Origin of the sequence: Rhizobium sp. NXC14 (genome assembly GCF_002117485.1) — a bacterium.
GTDB lineage: Bacteria > Pseudomonadota > Alphaproteobacteria > Rhizobiales > Rhizobiaceae > Rhizobium.
The window spans coordinates 2,428,238-2,448,717 of the sequence record NZ_CP021030.1; the positions used below are offsets into that span (position 1 = coordinate 2,428,238).

15 protein-coding genes and 1 pseudogene are annotated in these 20,480 nt (G+C 61.5%); 5 read left to right on the plus strand and 11 right to left on the minus strand.

What is annotated here, in order from left to right; translation table 11 throughout:
- Positions 1–4: 4 nt before the first annotated feature.
- From NXC14_RS12040 to NXC14_RS12070, 7 genes and pseudogenes are all read right to left on the minus strand, one after another.
- Complete coding sequence (locus NXC14_RS12040; RefSeq protein ID WP_085778336.1) at positions 5–934, minus strand: glutaminase; 930 nt, start codon at positions 932–934, stop codon at positions 5–7.
- A gap of 69 nt (positions 935–1,003) precedes the next feature.
- Complete coding sequence (gene rpsD, locus NXC14_RS12045) at positions 1,004–1,621, minus strand: 30S ribosomal protein S4 (RefSeq protein WP_064685423.1); 618 nt, start codon at positions 1,619–1,621, stop codon at positions 1,004–1,006.
- A gap of 225 nt (positions 1,622–1,846) precedes the next feature.
- Positions 1,847–3,358, minus strand: a complete 1,512-nt coding sequence (locus NXC14_RS12050; protein ID WP_085778337.1) for an ATP-binding protein — start codon at positions 3,356–3,358, stop codon at positions 1,847–1,849.
- A 128-nt stretch (positions 3,359–3,486) separates the two neighbouring features.
- Positions 3,487–4,287, minus strand: coding sequence for a glutamate racemase (gene murI / locus NXC14_RS12055; RefSeq protein ID WP_085778338.1), 801 nt, complete (start codon positions 4,285–4,287; stop codon positions 3,487–3,489).
- The gene (locus NXC14_RS12060; RefSeq protein ID WP_085778339.1) at positions 4,268–5,098 is read right to left on the minus strand and encodes an RNA methyltransferase; all 831 of its coding nucleotides are present in this window, start codon (positions 5,096–5,098) and stop codon (positions 4,268–4,270) included. Before NXC14_RS12060 ends, murI begins: the two co-directional genes overlap by 20 nt.
- A gap of 4 nt (positions 5,099–5,102) precedes the next feature.
- Positions 5,103–7,071, minus strand: a pseudogene (locus NXC14_RS12065) (FUSC family protein).
- Positions 7,072–7,145: 74 nt separating this feature from the next.
- Positions 7,146–7,688: a hypothetical protein gene (locus NXC14_RS12070; RefSeq protein WP_085778340.1), complete on the minus strand. Its 543-nt coding sequence runs from the start codon at positions 7,686–7,688 to the stop codon at positions 7,146–7,148.
- Positions 7,689–7,876: 188 nt separating this feature from the next.
- Between NXC14_RS12070 and NXC14_RS12075 the strand changes: the two genes are divergently transcribed.
- The 3 genes from NXC14_RS12075 (at position 7,877) to NXC14_RS12085 (ending at position 10,294) form a co-directional block, all read left to right on the plus strand.
- On the plus strand, positions 7,877–9,088 hold the full coding sequence (locus NXC14_RS12075; RefSeq protein WP_020921416.1) for an NADP-dependent isocitrate dehydrogenase: 1,212 nt from the start codon (positions 7,877–7,879) through the stop codon (positions 9,086–9,088).
- A gap of 65 nt (positions 9,089–9,153) precedes the next feature.
- Positions 9,154–9,600, plus strand: coding sequence for a GNAT family N-acetyltransferase (locus NXC14_RS12080; protein WP_085778341.1), 447 nt, complete (start codon positions 9,154–9,156; stop codon positions 9,598–9,600).
- A gap of 67 nt (positions 9,601–9,667) precedes the next feature.
- On the plus strand, positions 9,668–10,294 hold the full coding sequence (locus tag NXC14_RS12085; protein WP_085778342.1) for a glutathione S-transferase family protein: 627 nt from the start codon (positions 9,668–9,670) through the stop codon (positions 10,292–10,294).
- 47 nt (positions 10,295–10,341) lie between these two features.
- Here NXC14_RS12085 and NXC14_RS12090 read toward each other — a convergent pair whose 3' ends face one another.
- The 3 genes from NXC14_RS12090 to recA all read right to left on the minus strand — a co-directional run bounded on the left by NXC14_RS12090 (position 10,342) and on the right by recA (position 15,230).
- Positions 10,342–11,193 carry an AraC family transcriptional regulator gene (locus NXC14_RS12090; RefSeq protein ID WP_085778343.1) on the minus strand — a complete coding sequence of 284 codons (852 nt, stop codon included), beginning with the start codon at positions 11,191–11,193 and terminating at the stop codon, positions 10,342–10,344.
- Positions 11,194–11,332: 139 nt separating this feature from the next.
- Positions 11,333–13,987 (minus strand): alanine--tRNA ligase, encoded by a 2,655-nt coding sequence (alaS, locus tag NXC14_RS12095; RefSeq protein ID WP_085778344.1) that lies wholly within the window; start codon positions 13,985–13,987, stop codon positions 11,333–11,335.
- 154 nt (positions 13,988–14,141) lie between these two features.
- Positions 14,142–15,230 carry a recombinase RecA gene (gene recA / locus NXC14_RS12100; RefSeq protein WP_085780083.1) on the minus strand — a complete coding sequence of 363 codons (1,089 nt, stop codon included), beginning with the start codon at positions 15,228–15,230 and terminating at the stop codon, positions 14,142–14,144.
- A gap of 229 nt (positions 15,231–15,459) precedes the next feature.
- Here recA and NXC14_RS12105 point away from each other — a divergent pair, with 229 nt between their 5' ends.
- Together NXC14_RS12105 and NXC14_RS12110 are read left to right on the plus strand one after the other, a co-directional pair.
- Positions 15,460–16,404 (plus strand): carbohydrate kinase family protein, encoded by a 945-nt coding sequence (locus NXC14_RS12105; protein WP_085780084.1) that lies wholly within the window; start codon positions 15,460–15,462, stop codon positions 16,402–16,404.
- Between the two features lie 89 nt (positions 16,405–16,493).
- Positions 16,494–17,420, plus strand: a complete 927-nt coding sequence (locus tag NXC14_RS12110) for a pseudouridine-5'-phosphate glycosidase (protein ID WP_085780085.1) — start codon at positions 16,494–16,496, stop codon at positions 17,418–17,420.
- 269 nt (positions 17,421–17,689) lie between these two features.
- Here NXC14_RS12110 and NXC14_RS12115 read toward each other — a convergent pair whose 3' ends face one another.
- Entirely contained in the window at positions 17,690–20,290 is a 2,601-nt protein-coding gene (locus NXC14_RS12115) for a PAS domain-containing sensor histidine kinase (RefSeq protein ID WP_085778345.1), read from the minus strand.
- Between the last annotated feature and the right edge of the window lie 190 nt (positions 20,291–20,480).

The following is a 20,480-nucleotide window of genomic DNA, read 5'->3' on the forward strand; positions in this document are numbered from 1 at the left end:
AGTCTCAATCGCCGAAAACCGACCAGCCGGTGCGGGCCGCAAGCATCTCAAGCGCCACGGCGCCAAGCTGTGAATTGCCGACCTTGTTCAGCCCCGGCGACCATACCGCGATCGAGGCGATGCCGGGCGCCACCGCAAAAATGCCGCCACCGACGCCGCTCTTGCCGGGCAGGCCGACATGATAGGCAAAGTCGCCCGAGCCGTCATAATGGCCGCAGGTCAGCATCAGCGCATTGATGCGCCGCGCCCGCTTCGGCGAGACCACGGAGTGACCGGTCATCGGATTGCTGCCGCGCGCCGCCAGGAACAGCCCCGCCCGCGCCAGTTGCTCGCAGCTCATCGACAGAGCGCATTGGTGGAAATAGACGCCGAGTACGTGGTCGACGGGATGGTCGAGATTGCGATAGGCGCGCATGAAATTGGCAAGCGCAACGTTGCGGTATCCGGTCTGCGTCTCCGACCGCGCCACCTTGTCATCGATGGTGATCGACTCGTCATCGGCAAGATAACGCACGAAACGCAGCAGCTCGCCGATCGCCTCGCGCGGCGCATGGCCGGCCATGACGACGTCGGTGACGGCGATCGCGCCGGCATTGATAAAGGGATTGCGGGGGATGCCGCTCTCATGTTCGAGCTGCACGATCGAATTGAAGGCCGATCCCGATGGTTCGCGCCCGACGCGCTTCCACAGGCCCTCCCCCACCTTGCCGAGCGCCAAGGTCAGCATGAAGACTTTGGATATGCTCTGGATCGAGAAGGAGATGTCTGCATCGCCGACACGAAAGACCTGGCCGTTGACGGTGACGATCGCCATGCCGAAGTGCCGTGGATCAACCTTGGCAAGCTCGGGAATATAATCGGCGACCTTGCCCTCGCCGATACGCGGCAGGATATCGCTGTAGATGCTATCAAGGGTCGCCTGCAAATCCGCCATCGCTTCTCTCCGGATAACAAAAAAGCCGCCCGAAAGAGCGGCTTTTCCATATGCGAAACGCCTGGTTTTTTAACGCGAATAGAATTCGACGACCAGATGCGGTTCCATGACGACCGGGAACGGAACGTCGCTGAGGGTCGGAACGCGGCCGTAAGTGGCGACCATCTTGTTGTGATCGACTTCGATATAGTCGGGCACGTCACGCTCAGCGAGGCTGACGGCCTCCAGAACGGTCACCAGCTGCTTCGACTTTTCGCGAACTTCGATGACGTCGCCAGCCTTGCAACGGTAGGAGCCGATGTTGACGCGGACGCCGTTGACGGTCACGTGGCCATGGTTGACGAACTGACGGGCAGCAAAGACCGTCGGAACGAACTTGGCGCGATAGACGATCGCGTCGAGGCGGGATTCCAGCAGACCGATCAGGTTTTCCGAGGTGTCGCCCTTGCGGCGGGCGGCTTCGGCGAAGATCGCGCGGAACTGCTTCTCGCGCAGGTCACCGTAGTAACCCTTGAGCTTCTGCTTGGCGCGCAGCTGCACACCGAAGTCCGACAGCTTGCCCTTGCGGCGCTGGCCGTGCTGGCCCGGGCCGTATTCGCGGCGGTTCACCGGGGACTTCGGACGGCCCCAGATATTTTCGCCCATACGGCGGTCAATTTTATACTTGGACGATTCGCGCTTGCTCATCGTATTTCCTTTCAAAGGTTTATGCCGGCTTGTTGCCAAACCGCGCGAAGGAAACACGCCCTCCTCTGACCTCTTCCGAGGCCTGACAGGACGTTTCGGTTACGCGAACAGAAACGATCCACGGGACATGTCAAATGAAACACCGGACATTGCTGCCCGGTGCTTGGGCCGGTCTTTAGAGGCCCGTCATGAAAATGTCAACAGCGCCGTAGTGCGGTAAGGCTACTATTCCGCAGCCAGAGGCTGATCGCCAGTATCCGGCGCGTTTGCGTCGCCAGGTGCCGTCTGGCAATTCATGTCTGGGAAAGCAACGATGCGCTTGCCGGAAAAATCCGTATGCACGACGACGATGCCTTGCTCCTCGAAATAGCCGAGCAAACGGCGGGCGCGGCGTGCGGAATGGGTGCCATAGGCGCGGGCGATGCGTGCGTCCGACGGGCACGGCTCATCGCAGACCGCGGCCTTGGCGAGCATCAGGAAGACGCCCTGCAGGTCGTCGGTGACTCGCGCCGATAGCGACAGTGCCGTTGCCCAGGCCTCCGTTCCGGCCGTCGCCGCATCGACTCCGGAGCGGGAGATCGCCACGCGCCTTCGAAAATCCGGCAGCGCGATCGGTGGTCCCGGCACGCGGCGCATGCGCAGCCGGACGAGAAAATCCTGGTAGAGTACGGAGTCGGTGCGAAAGCCGGATGCGGGATCGTCAAGAATTTCGGCAAGCACGCCGGCCAGGCGCTCCTCCCGTTCCTCGGGGGAGATCTCCACCTGGCTCGCCCTCGCCTCCACCGGCGCTGGGGATGCGGCCGGCGTCGAGCGCGAGAGTTCCGCCAGGATATCGGTCGTCGGCCGCGGCGCCGGCGGCGCGCGACGCATGATCGGGCGCTGAAATTCCTCCGGGTCAGGCGTGAAGATCAGGTCTTCCACATCCTGCGGCGCATCGGGCAACGGCATCAGCTTGGGGCTCGATGAGCGCGCTGAGGTCTCCACCGCACCGATCTGGATCGGCAGCGGCCGGCGGGACAGGGCCGGCCCGAGGGCGACGAAATTGCCGCGCTTCAGATCCCGGAACATTTCCGCCTGGCGCCGGTCCATGCCGAGCAGGTCGGCTGCGCGCGCCATGTCGATATCGAGGAAGGTGCGGCCCATCAGGAAGTTCGAAGCTTCGGCCGCGACGTTCTTTGCGAGCTTGGCGAGCCGCTGCGTCGCGATCACCCCAGCAAGACCGCGCTTGCGGCCGCGGCACATCAGATTGGTCATCGCGCCCAAGGACATCTTGCGCGCATCTTCCGAGACGTCTCCGCCGACCGACGGCGCAAACATCTGCGCCTCGTCCACGACGACCAGAACGGGATACCAATATTCGCGATCGGCATCGAACATGCCGTTGAGGAAGGCGGCGGCAGCGCGCATCTGCTGCTCGATATCGAGACCTTCGAGCGTCAGAACGCAGGAAACGCGATGCTGGCGGATGCGGTTGGCGATGCCTGCCAGTTCCGCCTCGGTGCGTTCGCCGTCGACGACGATATGGCCGAACCTGTCGCTGAGGGTGACGAAATCACCTTCGGGATCGATGATGACCTGCTGCACCCATTGGGCTGATTGCTCGAGTAGACGGCGGAGGAGATGCGATTTGCCGGAGCCTGAATTGCCTTGCACGAGCAGACGGGTCGCCAGCAGCTCCTCGATATCGAGCGTCGCCGGAGCGCCGGACGCCAATCCCATATCGATGCCAACCTGCAATGCTGATCCTCGCGGCGAAGAGACTCACATGAATGAAGTGCCATTCTTCCGAAACGGCAACACTCCGTCTATCAAAGAATAGACAGTTTTTCAGGGCCGAATTTCGCCAACTCACAGGACAATTCCGCTCACGCCCTCAGGCCGAATCCCTGCATCAGCCGCCGCGTGGCAAAATCGGGCTTGCCTGACGTGAAGACTGAAAAGTCGAAATTATCCGGATGCACGGCATCGGCAACCAGCGGCACCAGCGTGCGGGCGCGCCGCGCGATTGCCTCGGCCGGATCGAGCCAGTCGACCGGCCAGGGTGCAAGCCGGCGGAAGAGATTTGCCATGAAGGGATAGTGCGTGCAGGCAAGCACCACGATATCGGTCTTGTGACCCTCTTTCTCGACGAAGCACTGGTCGATCTCGGCGAGCACGGCCTCGTCGGATACGGCGTCGCCGCGAATATAGGCTTCGGCCATGCGGGCAAGGTTTTCCGAGCCGACAAGACGCACGTGGCATTGCTGCGCGAAGGACTGAATGAGGTCGCGCGTATAGGCTCGCTTCACGGTACCCGGGGTTGCCAGCACCGAGACCAGCCCCGAACGCGTCCGCTCCGCCGCCGGTTTGATCGCCGGCACGGTGCCGACGAAGGTCATCTGAGGAAAGGCGGCGCGCAGGTCGGCGCCGACGAGCGTGAAAGCGGTGTTGCAGGCTATAATGCAGACTTCGGGATCATGCTCCTGAAGCAGCTTGCCGAAGAGCCCGATGATGCGCTCCTTCAGCGCCTGTTCTTCCCAACCACCATAGGGAAAGCCGGCATCGTCGGCGACATAGATGAAGCCGCGCTCCGGCATCAGCACACGCGCCTCGCGCAGCACGGTCAGCCCGCCTATGCCCGAATCGAAGACGAGGACGGGCTTCAGCTCATTGGTCGGCGCTGTCATCGGTTGGCGCTTCCTTGCCGGATCTGGTGGAACCGCCTTTACGCGGAGTGTTACGCGAAAAGCGATCGAGGGAGGAGATAACGCCGCGCAACACGCTGATTTCCTGTTCGGTGAAGGCCCGGCGGGAGAGAACAGCGCGAAGGTTGTCGACCATTTTCGGCTTTTTCGAGGGCGGATGGAAATAGTTGCGCGAATCGAGCGCTTCTTCCAGCTGGTCGAACAGGCCGAAGAGCTGCTCCTTGGTGGAAGGCCGCTGCTCGAGCGCTTGGAACGGCACGGCCTCCAGATCTTCCATGCCGGACTTCATCCATTCATAGGACATCAGAAGCACTGCCTGAGCAATATTCAGCGAGGCAAAGGCGGGATTGACCGGAAAGGTCACGATCTCGTCCGCCAGCGCTACTTCTTCATTGGTCAGCCCCCAACGCTCGCGGCCGAAGAGAATACCTGTTGCCTCGCCCGCCCGGAACCTTGTGCGCAGCGTCTGCGCGGCAAAAACCGGTGAGCGCACAGGCTTGTAGTTGTCGCGGCTGCGCGCCGTCGTTGCATACACGAAATTGAGGTCGGCAATCGCTTGCTCCAGCGTGTCATAGACCTTCGTCGCTTCTATCACGTGATCGGCCTTGGAGGCAGTCGCCTGCGCCTTCTCGTTCGGCCAGCCGTCGCGCGGATTGACGAGGCGCAGTTCCGCAAGGCCGAAATTCGCCATGGCGCGCGCCACCATGCCGATATTCTCACCCATCTGCGGCTCGACCAGAATGATGGCTGGCCCTTCGGCCATAAGTTGACGCTCGCTGTTCGTGCCTGCCATGGTCTTATCCCTGTTTTGAGCGCGCAATAGCCTCGCCCGACGCAAACGGCAAGGTGTCGGCCTGCGGATAGAGCCTTTCCAGCGCCGAACCGATCATTTCGAGCCCCACCCGGGCGCCTTCTCGCGACACTGGCAAATGCCGTCCCGTCGTCCGCGACGCCTTGCGCTTGATGAAGAAACAAGCAGAGCCGCGTGGCGCAGCATCATCGATCAGCGCCAGATCCGCAGCGATCAGCTTCTCCTGATCAGTGACAGCCGTCGCTTCGTAATTCTTCGCCAGGATGCGTGCCCAATAGGTGCTGGAGAGGAAGATCGCCAGCGTTTGGCGGATTTGGCCCGGCCGCGTCACCACCGACCAGGAGGAGCCGAGCGGGCGGGCTGCCACCGTCGCCGATCGCATCGAGCAGGGCGCGCAGCGCCAGGAACCAGCGGTCGAGCGCCGTATCGAGCGCGCCGCGCGTGCGGGTGGGGAAAACGAGGAAAGCGACCGCCGTTCCGGCCGCCGCCCCGATCATGGTCTCGCCGATACGCAGCTTCAGGAGATCGAGCGTCAGCACGCCGGTCATGCCGTAGACCAGACATAGCACGATCGAGATGAAGAAGGTCATCGTCGCGTAGGAAACCTGCAGGAAATAAAAGGCGAGGAAGATGCAGATGACCGCGACTGGAATGGCGATCGCCGACTGGCCTGAAATGAGCGTTGCAAGCACGAGGCCCATGGCAATTCCGAGCACGGTGCCGAGTGAACGCGACAGCGCCTTCATCGCCGTATCACCACGCGAATTGGTGTTGGTGAAGACCAGAAAGGAGGCAAGCACTGCCCAGAACCAACGCTCGCGCGACAAAAGCAGGCCGAAACTCATGGCGATCGCCGCGGCGATCGTGATCTGCAACGCTGCTCTCAGCAGCGGGTTGGCCAACGAAAAATCGACCATCGGGGATTGTCCGGTGTCCTCGGCCGCATCGATACTGGAAAAAAAGTGGGCCTGACCCTGGTTGATCACTTCGCTCAGTTGCTGCCGCGCCTCACCGAGCCAGAGAAGCGCCCGCATGGTTTCACCCTGCGGCTGATCCTTGATGGCGTCGGCCATACCCTCATATCTTGCCAGCTCCGCCGTATCCGCTTCGATCACTGCGTGGACGAGTGCAAAGGGCGGCGGGCTCTGAACGCTCAGCACGATTGCGCTTTCAGCGGCAAGATGGGCATCGAAGAGCCGGATCGCCAGCTCCGCGGCCGAATCTGCGGCGCCGTCGAACACGCCCCCGGGCGGACGCGGGATGAAGGTCTCGGCCATCAGCACCGCCTCCTTCAGCCGATCCTCCAGTTGGCGCAGCTCCTGCCGGTCGTCGTCGCCGACATCGCCGCCGGCAACGGCAGCAAGCTTGAAGAGGATGTGGTTGATCCGGCCGCGGACGCTTTCGAGCGAGCGCAGTAGATCGCGCCGCCAATCGTCCGGCAGCAGCACCGCCCTCACCACATGGCCGACAAGCACCGCGACAATTGGACCGAACGCCACTTCAGGCAGCTCGGCAAACGACGGCTGGAAATAGGCGCCCATGAAATAGGAGGTGAAAGCGAACATGCCGATCGCAAAGCCGCGGGGCCCGAACACCCGTGCGGCTGACGCCAGCGCGATCACTGCCAGAAAGACGAGATCGGAGAAAAATCGGTGATCCTCCAGCCCGGCCGCGATGCCCACAACGGCAATGCTTGCGCCACAACCGAGAAGCCGCGTCACCAGTTGGCGCGAATTGCCCTTGTCGCGCACAGCCACCCCGCCCTCGATCGACAGAACGATACCGAGGCCGAAGGCGGCCCTCGGCAATGGTGCGATCAGCGCCTGGATGGCAAGCAGGATCAAGACCGAAAGGACGATGGTCAATGTCACCCGCGTCGCCATGCGAAGGCGTGACAGCGCCGGATCGTTGGCAAGCAGCCAGTCGCGAAACTGAAACTTGGAAGACAAATGCATGAGCCCCTCATGCCATGACGATCGATAGATACCGCCGCGGGAGCGGAAATCAAACCGCCGCTCGAATGTCTCGCTTACTGGCCGTTGGCAATCTGCGCCATGGTAGCCTTGAGCGAGATCGGCCCCTGCCCCTCCTCACCCTGAACCATGATGTCGTCGACGACGGATTTGCCATTCTCCTCGATTACCTCGAAACGCACCGTCGTAAAGTCATCTCTGTTGGGGGCGCCTTCCAGGCAAGTCGCTGCCTTGAATTTCACAGTCACCTCTGTCGTGCCGTTTGCCGGCTGGCCGTTTTCGATAGAGAGATCCTGCAGGGGGCAGGCATCCTGCCCGTTGACGATCACGTCATAGTCGAAGGGAGAAATGCCATCCTCGTCCGCAGCGGGGTTCTGAGCGGCTGCTTTGTACTTGTCGCTGAAATCCTTGCTGTAGAGCCGGCCGAGCATGCTTTCCTCGAAGACATCGATCCAGTCGCTGGCGTCGCTCGCCCAGTTCGTCTGCGTGTCCTTCATGATTTCCTTCACCGGCGCTGCCGCGTCAGCTGCAAGCGAGAGGCCAGGTGCGGCAGACCCGGCGGCAAGCAGGCCGGCGAACAGAACGGCGATCTTCATCATGGTAAATGTCCGGGACTCGGGGCTCAGGCGGCGGAGGGTAGCCATTTTCCAGCACTTGGCAATGGAGGCAAAAACGTCATGTCCCTGCCCGTTGCAGCTTTGCGTTCCCGGCTCACAATGCTATAGCGCTCCGGATTACATCACCCAGCCGGGGCAATATCCCCTTCCAAGCTTAACGAGGCAGATACATGAAGAAGATCAAGGTCGCTAATCCCGTCGCCGATCTCGACGGCGATGAAATGACGCGCATCATCTGGCAGCTCATCAAGGATAAGCTGATCCATCCGTATCTCGACCTCGACATCGACTATTACGACCTCTCGGTCGAAAATCGCGACGCCACCAACGACCAGGTCACGGTCGACGCCGCCAACGCCATCAAGAAGTACGGTGTCGGCATCAAGTGCGCGACCATTACGCCTGATGAAGCCCGCGTGAAGGAATTCAACCTCAAGGAAATGTGGAAGAGCCCGAACGGCACGATCCGCAACATCCTCGGCGGCGTCATCTTCCGCGAGCCGATCATTTGCCGCAACGTGCCGCGCCTCGTTCCCGGCTGGACGCAGCCGATCGTCGTCGGCCGCCATGCATTCGGCGACCAGTATCGCGCCACCGACTTCAAATTCCCAGGCAAGGGCAAGCTGACGATTAAGTTCGTCGGCGAAGACGGCACCGTCATCGAAAAGGAAGTCTTCAACGCGCCGGGCGCCGGGGTTGCCATGGCCATGTACAACCTTGATGAATCGATCCGCGAATTCGCCCGCGCCTCGATGATGTACGGCCTGATGCGCAAGTGGCCGGTCTATCTTTCGACCAAGAACACCATCCTCAAGGCCTATGACGGCCGCTTCAAGGACATCTTCGAGGAAGTCTACGAGACCGAATTCAAGGATCAGTTCAAGGAAGCCGGCATCACCTACGAACACCGCCTGATCGACGACATGGTCGCTTCGGCCCTGAAGTGGTCCGGCGGTTATGTCTGGGCCTGCAAGAACTATGACGGCGATGTTCAGTCCGATACCGTCGCCCAGGGCTTCGGCTCGCTCGGCCTGATGACCTCGGTTCTGCTGACGCCGGACGGCAAGACGGTTGAAGCCGAAGCGGCTCACGGCACGGTCACCCGCCACTACCGCCAGCACCAGAAGGGTCAGGAAACCTCGACGAATTCGATCGCGTCGATCTTCGCATGGACCCGAGGCCTCGCCCACCGCGCCAAGCTCGATGACAATGCCGAACTTGCCAAGTTCGCTTCGACGCTCGAAAAGGTCTGCGTCGACACCGTCGAATCCGGTTTCATGACAAAGGACCTGGCGCTGCTGATCGGCCCCGATCAGCCGTGGCTCTCGACCACCGCTTTCCTCGACAAGATCGATCAGAACCTGCAGAAGGCAATGGCGTAAGCCCGTCTTTTCGCAATAGCATTGAACGGCGGGGATTTCCCCGCCGATTTCATTTGGGAGAGAAAATGACGGTGACCGTGCACCCGCTCAAACCTTCAGATCGTGCCGCCTGGGAGCCGTTATGGGCAGCTTACCAGCGGTTCTACGAAGTGGTTATCCCGGCCGAGACGACCGATCTTACCTGGGCTCGCTTCCACGATCCCGACGAACCCATGCATGCGCTTGGCGCCTTCGACGAAGACGGCCGCCTCGTCGGCATCGTGCATGCCATCTTCCATCGGTCCTGCTGGCTGCCGCAATGGACCTGCTATCTGCAGGATCTCTATGTCGAAAACAGTCAACGCGGGCTCGGCACCGGAGCCGCGCTGATCGAAGGCGTCGCCGAGCTTGCCCGCTCAACGGGTGCCGGCAGGCTTTACTGGATGACTCATGAAAGCAATGCGACCGCGCGGCGCCTCTACGACAGGATCGCCGAGCGCTCGGGTTTCATCCAGTACCGCAAAGCGCTCTAGCTCCGGGCTTGCACAAAGACTTCGCCGCGCTATTGATTCCGCACAACAGCGTCACGAGGAGGACGTCATGAGCGAAGAGCTGGTATTCTATACGAACCCGATGTCGCGCGGCCGCATCGCGCGTTGGATGCTGGAGGAGATCGGCCAGCCCTATCGTACCGAGCTGCTGACTTTCGGCGAAACCATGAAGGCGCCGGAATATCTTCGGGTCAATCCGATGGGCAAAGTGCCGGCAATCCGCCACGGCGACACCGTCGTCACCGAATGTGCAGCGATCTGCGCCTATCTGGCAGAAACTTTCCCGGAAAAGAGCCTGGCGCCGAGGCCGGAGGAACGCGCCCGCTATTACCGCTGGATGTTCTTTGCTGCCGGCCCCCTGGAATCGGCGGTAACGATGAAGGCGCTCGGCTTCGAAATCCCTGCGGAACGCCTACGCATGGCCGGTTGCGGCGGTTTCGGCGACGTCATGAATACACTTGAGATGGCGGTCTCCCAATCGACCTACGTCACCGGCGAGCGCTTTACCGCCGCCGACGTCTATGTGGGTGCGCATATCGGCTGGGGTCTCGGCTTTGGCAGCATCGAAAAGCGCCAGGCCTTCATCGACTATTTCGGCCGCATCAGCGAGCGCGAGGCCTACAAACGCGCGAACGCATTGGACGACGAGGCCGGCAAGACGATGCAGGCTGCCTGACTGTCAATCCGGCGCGACGTCCGGAACGCCGCGCCGGGATCCAGCCGTCAGGCAAGCGGCATGTGAATATCCGTCATCAGTTCTGTCGGCGGCACATCGCGCGGATTGTTGAGATATTCCTCGAACATGACACTGTCCTTCAACTGTCGTCCCGAGTTCGGCAGCCATTCGGAATAAAGCCACTGATAGGCCTTATACATGTCCGCATAAGGACCCTTATGGCGCAGGACGGCATAGTTGCCACCCTCGATCCTATGTCGCTCGAACGGCGCTTCGGTGGGAACTCCTGGGGTGCTGGTGACGCAGGCGATGGAGCGCAGTTTTTCGGCCGGCACGATGTCGGGATCGTCGAGATAGACGCCGATCATCCGCATATCCGGCTTGGCAAGGCCGCGGGCGTAAAGCGTGCCGAACAATGTTTCGAAGGCTTTGCCGATCTGCATGTAGGAACCGGTGTGGGCGACGCCGATCAGCTCGATCGGCTCGATCTGCCGCAAGGTAACATCAAACACGACTTTTGACTTTCCGTTAGGTGAGGGTTGGAACGCTGCATGGCCTCCCTCTTTCCGGTAGCGCGCCGGCGGCATGCCATAGACCGATTTGAAGATGCGGTTGAAAGATTGGAGATTGGGATAGCCTGATCGCTTCCCAATATCACTGACGGCAAGCTCCGTGCGGACGATCTCGCCCGCGGCGCGATGCAGCCTGAGCCGCTTGACGGTGGCCGCCAGCGTCTCGCCATAGATCGCCCGGTAAATCCTGTGCCAGTGATAGCTCGACAAACAGGCGATCTCGGCCAGACGTTCCATATCCAGCTCTTCATCGAGATGGTCGTGAATGTAGGCCGAAACCCGTCTTAGACGGGTCTCGTAAAGCGCCCATGCCGTGCCGCCGTTCATGTCAAAGCCTTATGCAAACCGAACGACCACAGACAACCATATATCGAATTGACAAATCCTGCGGACCTGCTGCGGAAGCTGAAACGAAAAAAGGCGGAAGCCGAGCCTCCGCCGTTTGAAAATCCCGCAGATCTGATGATCAGCCGGCGAGCGCCAAAGCCACGGCCTCTATGGCGTCATCAGCCTTCGATCCGTCGGGGCCGCCGGCCTGGGCCATGTCGGGGCGGCCGCCGCCCCCCTTGCCGCCGAGAGCAGCCGAGGCGATGCGGACGAGGTCGACAGCGCTGTAGCGCTGAACGAGATCCGACGTCACCGCAACCACTGCGCTCGCCTTGCCGTCGTGGGACACGCCGACAAGGGCGACGACGCCGGAGCCGATCCTGGTCTTGCCGTCGTCGGCCAGGCCCTTCAGATCCTTGGGGTCGACGCCCGATATAGCCTTGCCGAGGAACTTGACGCCGGCAACTTCGCGCACGGCATCGGCCGAGTTGCCCTGCCCGCCGCCCATGGCGAGTTTACGCTTGGCGTCGGCCAATTCCTTCTCGAGCTTGCGGCGCTCGTCGATAAGCGCCTCGACGCGCGACAGGACTTCCGACGGCTGCACCTTGAGCGACGCCGCGAGCGTCTTTACGCGCTCGTCCTGCTCGGCAAGATATTCACGCGCCGTTTCACCGGTCACGGCTTCGATACGACGGACGCCGGCGCCGACTGCACTTTCGCCGAGAATACGGACGAGCCCGATCTGGCCGGTGGCCGACACATGCGTACCACCGCAGAGTTCGACCGAGTAAGGCTTGTCGGTCTTCGCGCCGTGCAGACCCGTGCCCATCGAAACGACGCGCACCTCATCGCCGTATTTCTCGCCGAAGAGCGCCATTGCGCCTTCGGCGATCGCGTCATCAACGCTCATCAGGCGGGTCGTGACGGGGGCATTCTGCAGAACGATCTCGTTTGCCATGTCCTCGACGACCTTCAACTCCTCGGCCGACATCGGCTTGGGGTGCGAAACGTCGAAGCGCAGACGCTCGGGCGCAACCAGCGAGCCCTTCTGCGCGACATGAGTTCCGAGCACTTCGCGCAGTGCCTCGTGCAGCAGGTGGGTTGCCGAATGGTTGGCGCGCAGGCGCGAACGGCGGGCATGGTCGACAGTCAGAACGACAGCATCGCCGGTCTTGAATGCACCTTCGACGACCGTGCCGGAATGCACGAAGAGGCCCTCCCCCTTCTTCTGTGTGTCCGATATCTCGATCTTGCCGTGGTCAGAGGAGATGACGCCGGTATCGCCCATCTGACCCCCGGATTCTCCATAGAAAGGCGTCTGGTTGACGACGATCTGCACCTTGTCGCCGGCCTTGGCTTCGTCGGCCACGGCGTTGTCTTTGACGATCGCTTGCACCACGCCTTCAGCGCTCTCTGTGTCGTAACCGAGGAACTCGGTTGCGCCATGCTTTTCCCTAAGCTCGAACCAGACGGTTTCGGTTGCCTTCTCACCGGAGCCGGCCCAGTGCGACCGGGCTTCGGCCTTCTGGCGCTCCATGGCATCGGTGAAACCAGCTATGTCGACGCCGATCTCGCGAGCGCGCAGGGCGTCTTGCGTCAGGTCGAGCGGGAAGCCGTAGGTGTCGTAAAGCTTGAAGGCGGTCTCGCCATCCAGCATGTCGCCCTTGCCGAGATCAGCGGTCGCATCCGACAGCAGCGACAGGCCGCGCTCCAGCGTCTTGCGGAAGCGACCTTCTTCGAGCTTCAGCGTCTCCGAGATCAGCGCCTCGGCCCGCACGAGCTCCGGATAGGCGCGGCCCATCTCCTGCACCAGCGTCGGCAGCAGCTTGTACATCAGTGGCTCCTTGGCGCCGAGAAGCTGGGCGTGCCGCATGGCGCGACGCATGATACGGCGCAGCACATAGCCGCGGCCCTCATTCGACGGCAGCACGCCATCGGCAATCAGGAAGGCCGAGGAACGCAGATGGTCGGCGATGACGCGGTGGCTGGCGCTGCCTTCCGCCTTGACTCCTATCGTATCCTCGATGGTGCCGGTCAGCGTGCGGAAAAGATCGGTATCGAAAACGCTCTGAACGCCCTGAAGGATGCAGGCCATGCGTTCCAGACCCATGCCGGTGTCGATCGACGGACGCGGCAGCGGATTGCGAACCCCCGGCTCGGTCTGCTCGAACTGCATGAAAACCAGGTTCCAAAATTCCAGGAACCGGTCGCCGTCTTCCTCAGGCGAACCGGGAGGGCCGCCCCAGACATTCTCGCCCTGGTCGATGAAGATTTCCGAGCAGGGTCCGCAGGGTCCGGTATCGCCCATCTGCCAGAAATTGTCGGAGGTCGGGATGCGGATGATCTTGTCGTCGGAGAAACCGGCGATCTTCTTCCACAAAGCCGCTGCTTCCTCGTCTTCGGAATAGACGGTCACCAGCAGGCGATGTTTCGGCAGGTCAAAGCCTTCGGTCACGAGCTTCCAGGCCAGCTCGATCGCATTCTCCTTGAAATAGTCGCCGAAGGAGAAATTGCCGAGCATCTCGAAGAAGGTCAGGTGACGCGCGGTATAGCCGACATTGTCGAGGTCGTTATGCTTGCCGCCGGCGCGCACGCATTTCTGCGAGGTTGTCGCGGTTGCATAAGGACGTTTTTCCAAGCCGGTGAAGACGTTCTTGAACTGCACCATGCCGGCATTGGTGAACATCAGCGTCGGGTCGTTGCGCGGCACGAGCGGACTGGACGGAACGATCTCGTGGCCGTTCTTCTTGAAATAGTCGAGGAAGGTCGACCGGATGTCGTTTACGCCGCTCATTCTATGCCCTTCAATGCTGCCGTAGGCAGATAAATTCAAATCCATCGGCTTTTAACGTTCGCCTCCGCCACTGTCCAGCCGACAAACAAAACCGGCCGCATTCTGATGAGGGAATGCGGCCGGCTGAGATTTCAAATCAGTTCAAGCGCGAAAATTACATTTCCGCGGCAGCATCGCCGTCATCGGCATCCGGACCACCATTCTGCAGGAAACGATCGGCGATTAGGCCGGCATTCTGGCGCAGCGCCAGCTCGATCTCGCGGGCGAGATCCGGATTGTCACGCAGGAAGGTCTTGGCGTTTTCGCGACCCTGGCCGAGACGCTGGCTGTTATAGGAGAACCAGGCGCCCGACTTCTCAACGATACCGGCCTTGACGCCGAGATCGACGAGTTCGCCCGTCTTCGACACGCCTTCGCCATACATGATGTCGAACTCGACCTGCTTGAAAGGAGGCGCCATCTTGTTCTTGACTACCTTGACGCGGGTCTGGTTGCCGACCACCTCTTCGCGCTCCTTGACCGAGCCGATGCGGCGAATGTCGAGGCGCACGGAGGCATAGAATTTCAGCGCATTGCCGCCGGTCGTCGTTTCCGGAGAACCGAACATGACGCCGATCTTCATGCGAATCTGGTTGATGAAGATCACCATGCAGTTCGACTTGGAGATCGACGCGGTCAGCTTGCGCAGCGCCTGGCTCATCAGGCGGGCCTGCATGCCCGGCAGGCTGTCGCCCATCTCGCCTTCGATTTCGGCGCGTGGCGTCAGCGCGGCGACCGAGTCGACGACGAGAACGTCGACGGCGCCGGAGCGCACCAGCGTGTCGGTGATTTCGAGCGCCTGCTCTCCGGTATCTGGCTGAGAGATCAGCAGATTCTGCAGATCGACGCCAAGCTTACGGGCATAGACTGGATCGAGCGCGTGTTCGGCATCGACGAAGGCGCAGATGCCGCCCTTCTTCTGCGATTCCGCAATGGTCTGCAGCGCAAGCGTTGTTTTGCCCGAGCTTTCCGGCCCATAGATTTCAATGATGCGGCCCTTCGGCAAGCCGCCAATTCCAAGCGCGATATCGAGACCAAGCGAGCCCGTCGAAACCGTCTCGATCTCGACGACGTTCTCATTGGAGCCGAGTTTCATGATCGAGCCCTTGCCGAACGACCGCTCTATCTGTGAGAGTGCCGCTTCAAGCGCCTTGCTTTTGTCCACCGATTTGTCCTCTACCAGCCGCAATGTATTCTGAGACATCCGATCCACCTTTAGGTTATTGAAGCCGCTCAAGCAATGTCGAGTTTGTACCCTATTTGTTCCATTCCCGCAATAGGCGCACAAACGTTTGAACGAAAAAGGTAAAACCGTCCGTGTTCTACATTTGTTTTATCGATGCAAAGCAACGGCTTAGACCCTCTGCGCAAGCTTTGCCGCGGCCGGGCAATGACCATCGATTCGCCCTTCGCACTTTATGATCCCGGGTAAGTTGATGAAAAAGATTCTCGTTCTCGGCGGTGCCCATATCGACAGGCGTGGCCGCATCTCCGGCGAAACGGCGCCAGGCGCCAGCAATCCCGGCACCTGGTTCGAGGAGCCGGGCGGCGGCGGTTTCAATGCGGCGCGTAACCTTGCAAGATTGGGCTTTCACGTGACGATGATCTCGCCGCGCGGCGGCGATCCCTTCGGCGAATTGGTCGGCGAAGCTGCTGATTTCGCCGGAATCGACGACCGGCCTTTCGTCTTCCTCGACCGCAAGACACCGAGCTATACGGCGATCATCGAGAAGAACGGCGACCTCGTGATCGCCCTCGCCGATATGGATCTCTACCGTTTCTTCGTGCCGCGGCGCCTGTCCATCCGCTGGGTGCGCGAGGCCTTCGCCACGCATGATCTCATTCTCGTCGACGCCAATCTGCCGGAAGAGACAATCGCGGCGATCGTCGCCAAGGCGAACTCCCTGGCCAAACCCGTTGCGGCCATCGCCATCTCGCCGGCCAAGGTGGTCCGGCTGAAACCCTGTATTAGGGATATCGACTATCTGTTCCTGAACGAGGCCGAAGCCACTGCCGTTATCGGCTTGCAGCCGGAGGATTCGGGCGGTTGGCCGCCGCTCCTGAATGAGATCGGCATCAGAAACGCCGTCGTCACCCGCGGACGGCGCGAGCTCGTTGCGATTTGCAAAGACCGCGCCGTGGCGCTGCAGCCGCCAATCGCCGAAACCGTCGCCGATGTTACCGGCGCCGGCGATTCCCTTGCCGCCGGCACGCTCGCCGCCTTGATATCAGGCCTGCCGCTTGAGGAGGCCGTTCGCTACGGCGCGGCGGCGGCAGCGCTCACGGTGCAGTCACGGCACGCCGTCAACGAAAATCTGACTCCGAATCTCTTGAATGAGGCGCTTGCCCTTGTTCCCAAGGTCAGAATTCTGCATTGAAGCGGCTGAATTAAAGAGTTGAGCAAGATGCCGTTTCGAAAGCCGCCCACGCTTTTGGTATCATGCTCTGCCGATCACAGGACAAGACCATGACCAAGCCCATCTCCCCTCTTCTGCCGATCGCCTATTCGAAGGAGGTCGCCAGCGCCAAGCAGCGCGGCGCACCACTGGTGGCGCTGGAATCGACCATCATCACCCATGGCATGCCCTATCCCGGCAATATCGAAATGGCGCGCAGCGTCGAGACGATCATTCGCGAACAGGGCGCGGTGCCGGCGACGATCGCGGTCATCCACGGCACCCTTCATATCGGCCTTGAAGCTGCGCAACTGGAGCAGCTTGCCAAGGCAAAGGAGGTCATGAAGGTGTCACGCGCCGATCTCGCCTTCGCGATCGCCGAACGGCGCACCGGCGCAACGACGGTTGCTGCGACGATGATCGCGGCGGCCCGCGCCGGCATTCGTGTCTTTGCCACAGGCGGCATCGGCGGCGTGCATCGCGGCGCTGAGGAAAGCTTCGATATATCAGCCGATCTTGAGGAATTGGCGCGCACCGGCGTTATCGTCGTCTGCGCCGGCGCCAAGGCGATCCTTGACATTCCAAAGACGCTTGAAGTGCTGGAGACCCGCGGCGTACCTGTCGTCACCTATGAGAGCGAAGAATTCCCCGCCTTCTGGTCGCGTTCATCAGGTATCCGCAGCCCGCTCTCGCTGAACAGCCCGGCGGCCATCGCCAATTTCCAGACGGTGCGCGAACAGCTCGGCATCGACGGTGGCATGCTCGTCGCCAATCCGGTGCCGGAAGCCGACGAAATCGCGCGTGAGGAGATGGAGATCTATATCGAGCGGGCGCTTGATAGTGCCGAACGCGACGAAATCACCGGCAAGGCGGTGACGCCCTATCTGCTCTCGACCATTTTCGACCTGACGGACGGGCAGAGCCTGAAGACGAATATCGCGCTGGTGGAAAACAATGCGCGGCTTGCGGCAGAGATTGCCGTGGCGTTGGGTGAGTAATTGGTGGGTTCGATTTTATCGGCTTAGGGATTTTCAGAGAGGGTTGGCCGTGTGGCACCCCCTCTGTCCTGCCGGACATCTCCCCCACTGGGTGGAGATCGGCAAGAGGCCGGCCCATCGTTCCCTCGCTACAGTAGCGGAACAATCATACGGCAGTTGTTTGAGGAATCCATCGCGCCCAGCCGATCTCCCCACCTGTGGGGGAGATGCCCGACAGGGCAGAGGGGGGTGCCACACAGTGTGCCTCTCCGCAAACCATCAAGCCGTAATCAGCTATCCAACGTGTCCTTCACCACCACGGCAAGCTGCTTCAGCGAGAACGGTTTCGGCAAAAATCCGAATTTCGCATCCGGCGGCAGATTGCGGGCGAAGGCGTCCTCGGCATAGCCGGAAACGAAGATGAATTTCAGGTCGGGATAGTTCTTACGCAACTCGCGCAGCAGCGTCGGGCCGTCCATTTCAGGCATCACCACGTCGGAAACGACGATGTCGACCTTGCCCTCGAGCTCCTCCATGATGCTCAGCGCCTCGACGCCCGAGCCAGCCTCATGCACGGTGTAGCCGCGCGTTTCCAGCATGCGCTTGCCGCCGCGGCGCACCGCTTCCTCGTCTTCGACGAGAAGGACGACGGCCGAGCCGGTCAGGTCCTCCGGCTGCTGCGCGGCCACCGCCGGCGCGGCTGGGACTTCATTGATGGCGTTGTCGATCGAACCCGGCTCCGCGGCAATCGCCGGTTCTGGGATGTGGCGCGGCAGGAAGACCCGGAAGGTCGTGCCTTTGCCGACTTCGGATTCCGGCTGGATGTAGCCGCCCGATTGCTTGACGATGCCGTAGACCATGGCGAGACCAAGCCCGGTGCCCTTGCCGACATCCTTGGTGGTGAAGAAGGGCTCGAAAATCTTGTCCATGATCTCCGGCGCGATGCCTGTACCAGTATCTGCGACTTCGACCAGCACCATGTCCTCGGCCGGCATGTAGGAGTAATTGAAGGCCGCGACCTCGGCTGCGGTCAAATTGCGGGTGCGCAGCGTCAGCGTGCCGCCGTCAGGCATGGCGTCGCGCGCATTGACGCAGAGATTGATGAGCACCTGCTCGAATTGCGAAAGGTCGGTTTTGACGGGCCAGAGATCGCGGCCATATTGCACATCGAGCTTGACATTGGTGCCGGAGAGCAGCCGGTCGACCAGCATGCGCAGGTCGCCGACGACATCGGTGAGGTTCAGCACCGAAGGCCGCATTGTCTGCTTGCGTGAGAAGGCGAGCAACTGGCGCACCAGCACCGCGGCGCGGTTGGCGTTACGCTTGATCTCCATCAGATCGGCGAAGCTTGCATCGGAAGGACGCGCCTGCAGCAGCAGGTGATCGGAAGAAAGCAGGATCGCCGTCAGGACGTTGTTGAAATCATGCGCGATACCGCCGGCCAGCGTTCCGACAGCGTTCATCTTCTGCGTCTGCGCCATCTGCGCTTCCAGCGCCTTCTGCTCGGTCACCTCGACGGCATAGACGATCGCCGCCTCTTCCGGCGCCTCGTCGCTCTGGTCGATAACGGCGTTGACATAAAAGCGGAAATAGCGCGCCTCGTCTGTCGGCGTGCGGGTGTCGAGCGGCGGGATGTCGCTCTGCCGGTCCTTGGCGGCCGTCAGCGCCGCGGCTAGTTGCGGCCGATCGCTCTCCTGCACGATCGTTTCCAGATATGGCGCCTTTTCCAGGTCGTCGCGCGAGACGATGCCGGAGAACAGCTTGAGGAACGGCGCGTTGGTGCGCAGGATGCGTCCGTCGCCGTCGACCGAGGCGATTGCCATCGGTGTATTGTTGAAAAAGCGGGTAAAGCGCATGGCGGCCGCCGAAGCCGACTGGCCGCTCTCGCTGCTCTTTTCGCGCGCCAGCACGATCGTCCGGCTTTCACCGGGCGCCCCGTCGCGCATTGAGGTGACGCTATGGATGATCTGCACCGGCAGGCTCTGGCCATTGGTCTTGCGCAGATCGAGATCCAGCGTCACGGTCTTCTTCAGACCGGGCTCGGCCTGCACCGACTGGATCAACGCCAGCCCCTCGCCTGCCACCAGGTCGCCGACCGACATCGACCCCGGCAGGAACTTGGTCAGGTCGAGGCCCAGCCACTCCGCAAGCGTCGCGTTCAGGTAGAAGATCTCGCCCTTCCTGCCGGCGGAGAAGAAGCCGGCCGGCGCGTGGTCGAGATAGTCGATCGCATTCTGCAGCTCCTTGAAGAAGCGCTCCTGATCGTCGCGTTCGGCGGTAATGTCAGTGATCTGCCAGATCTGCAGCGGCTTGCCGCCATCATCCTCCGGCTGCAGCAGCCGCACCTTCAGCCGGTACCAATGCGCGCCCGAGCTGTTGCTGCCGGGCCCGACGGCGCGCAGCAGGCGGAATTCCTCCCGGCCCTCCTTGCCCTCGCGCAGACCGTTGACCAGCCGGTAGAGCGCCTCGTTGGATTCGCGGTGCCGCGACAGCAGCGTTTCCAGCGTCTGCACTTCTGTTGCCTTGCGCGCGCCGGTGAGCGCGCCATAGGCCGCGTTGGCATAGATGATCCGGCCCTTTTCGTCGGTGATCAGCGTGCCGTCCGGGTGGCCGTTGAGGAAGGCGCGCGCCAAGCTGTCGGACTGGCGCTGCGGCATCACCTCGATGAAGCCGATAACGGAAGATACCAGGAAGAAGATGCCGACCATGGCGAGAACGCCGAGACCGCCGAGCACCATCTCGTTGTCGAGCGATCGCTTGAAGACTACAAAAGCCCCTGCGGCCGCGATCAGCACCAGCGCCAGGAGAAGAATGCGCAAAACCGTGCCAGAACGCCCCCCACGATCCACAAGCGGTGCGTTATAGTCGTCGACCTGACGCGGTTTCGTCATATATTCCTCGCATAAGCCCCTCCCACCTCGTAGCACGAACAAGAAGCGGGAATCAGGCGCTCTTTCCTTCTTAGCAATTTGCCACGCCGGCAAAAACACCGGTCGCCGGCAAGACCGCTTGAATTCACAGGCAAGAGCGCCATCTGCGCCGGATACCTGCGGCAGCGGCCCTCGCGAAGCCGGCAGCTGC

Coding starts and splice junctions, on each gene's coding strand:
- NXC14_RS12040 (WP_085778336.1), bottom strand. CDS start 934: ATGGCGGATTTGCAGGCGACCCTTGATAGCATCTACAGCGATATCCTG.
- recA (WP_085780083.1), bottom strand. CDS start 15,230: ATGTCTCAGAATACATTGCGGCTGGTAGAGGACAAATCGGTGGACAAA.
- NXC14_RS12080 (WP_085778341.1), top strand. CDS start 9,154: ATGACGGTGACCGTGCACCCGCTCAAACCTTCAGATCGTGCCGCCTGG.
- murI (WP_085778338.1), bottom strand. CDS start 4,287: ATGACAGCGCCGACCAATGAGCTGAAGCCCGTCCTCGTCTTCGATTCG.
- NXC14_RS12075 (WP_020921416.1), top strand. CDS start 7,877: ATGAAGAAGATCAAGGTCGCTAATCCCGTCGCCGATCTCGACGGCGAT.
- rpsD (WP_064685423.1), bottom strand. CDS start 1,621: ATGAGCAAGCGCGAATCGTCCAAGTATAAAATTGACCGCCGTATGGGC.
- NXC14_RS12085 (WP_085778342.1), top strand. CDS start 9,668: ATGAGCGAAGAGCTGGTATTCTATACGAACCCGATGTCGCGCGGCCGC.
- NXC14_RS12060 (WP_085778339.1), bottom strand. CDS start 5,098: ATGGCAGGCACGAACAGCGAGCGTCAACTTATGGCCGAAGGGCCAGCC.
- NXC14_RS12090 (WP_085778343.1), bottom strand. CDS start 11,193: ATGAACGGCGGCACGGCATGGGCGCTTTACGAGACCCGTCTAAGACGG.
- NXC14_RS12070 (WP_085778340.1), bottom strand. CDS start 7,688: ATGATGAAGATCGCCGTTCTGTTCGCCGGCCTGCTTGCCGCCGGGTCT.
- NXC14_RS12110 (WP_085780085.1), top strand. CDS start 16,494: ATGACCAAGCCCATCTCCCCTCTTCTGCCGATCGCCTATTCGAAGGAG.
- alaS (WP_085778344.1), bottom strand. CDS start 13,987: ATGAGCGGCGTAAACGACATCCGGTCGACCTTCCTCGACTATTTCAAG.
- NXC14_RS12115 (WP_085778345.1), bottom strand. CDS start 20,290: ATGACGAAACCGCGTCAGGTCGACGACTATAACGCACCGCTTGTGGAT.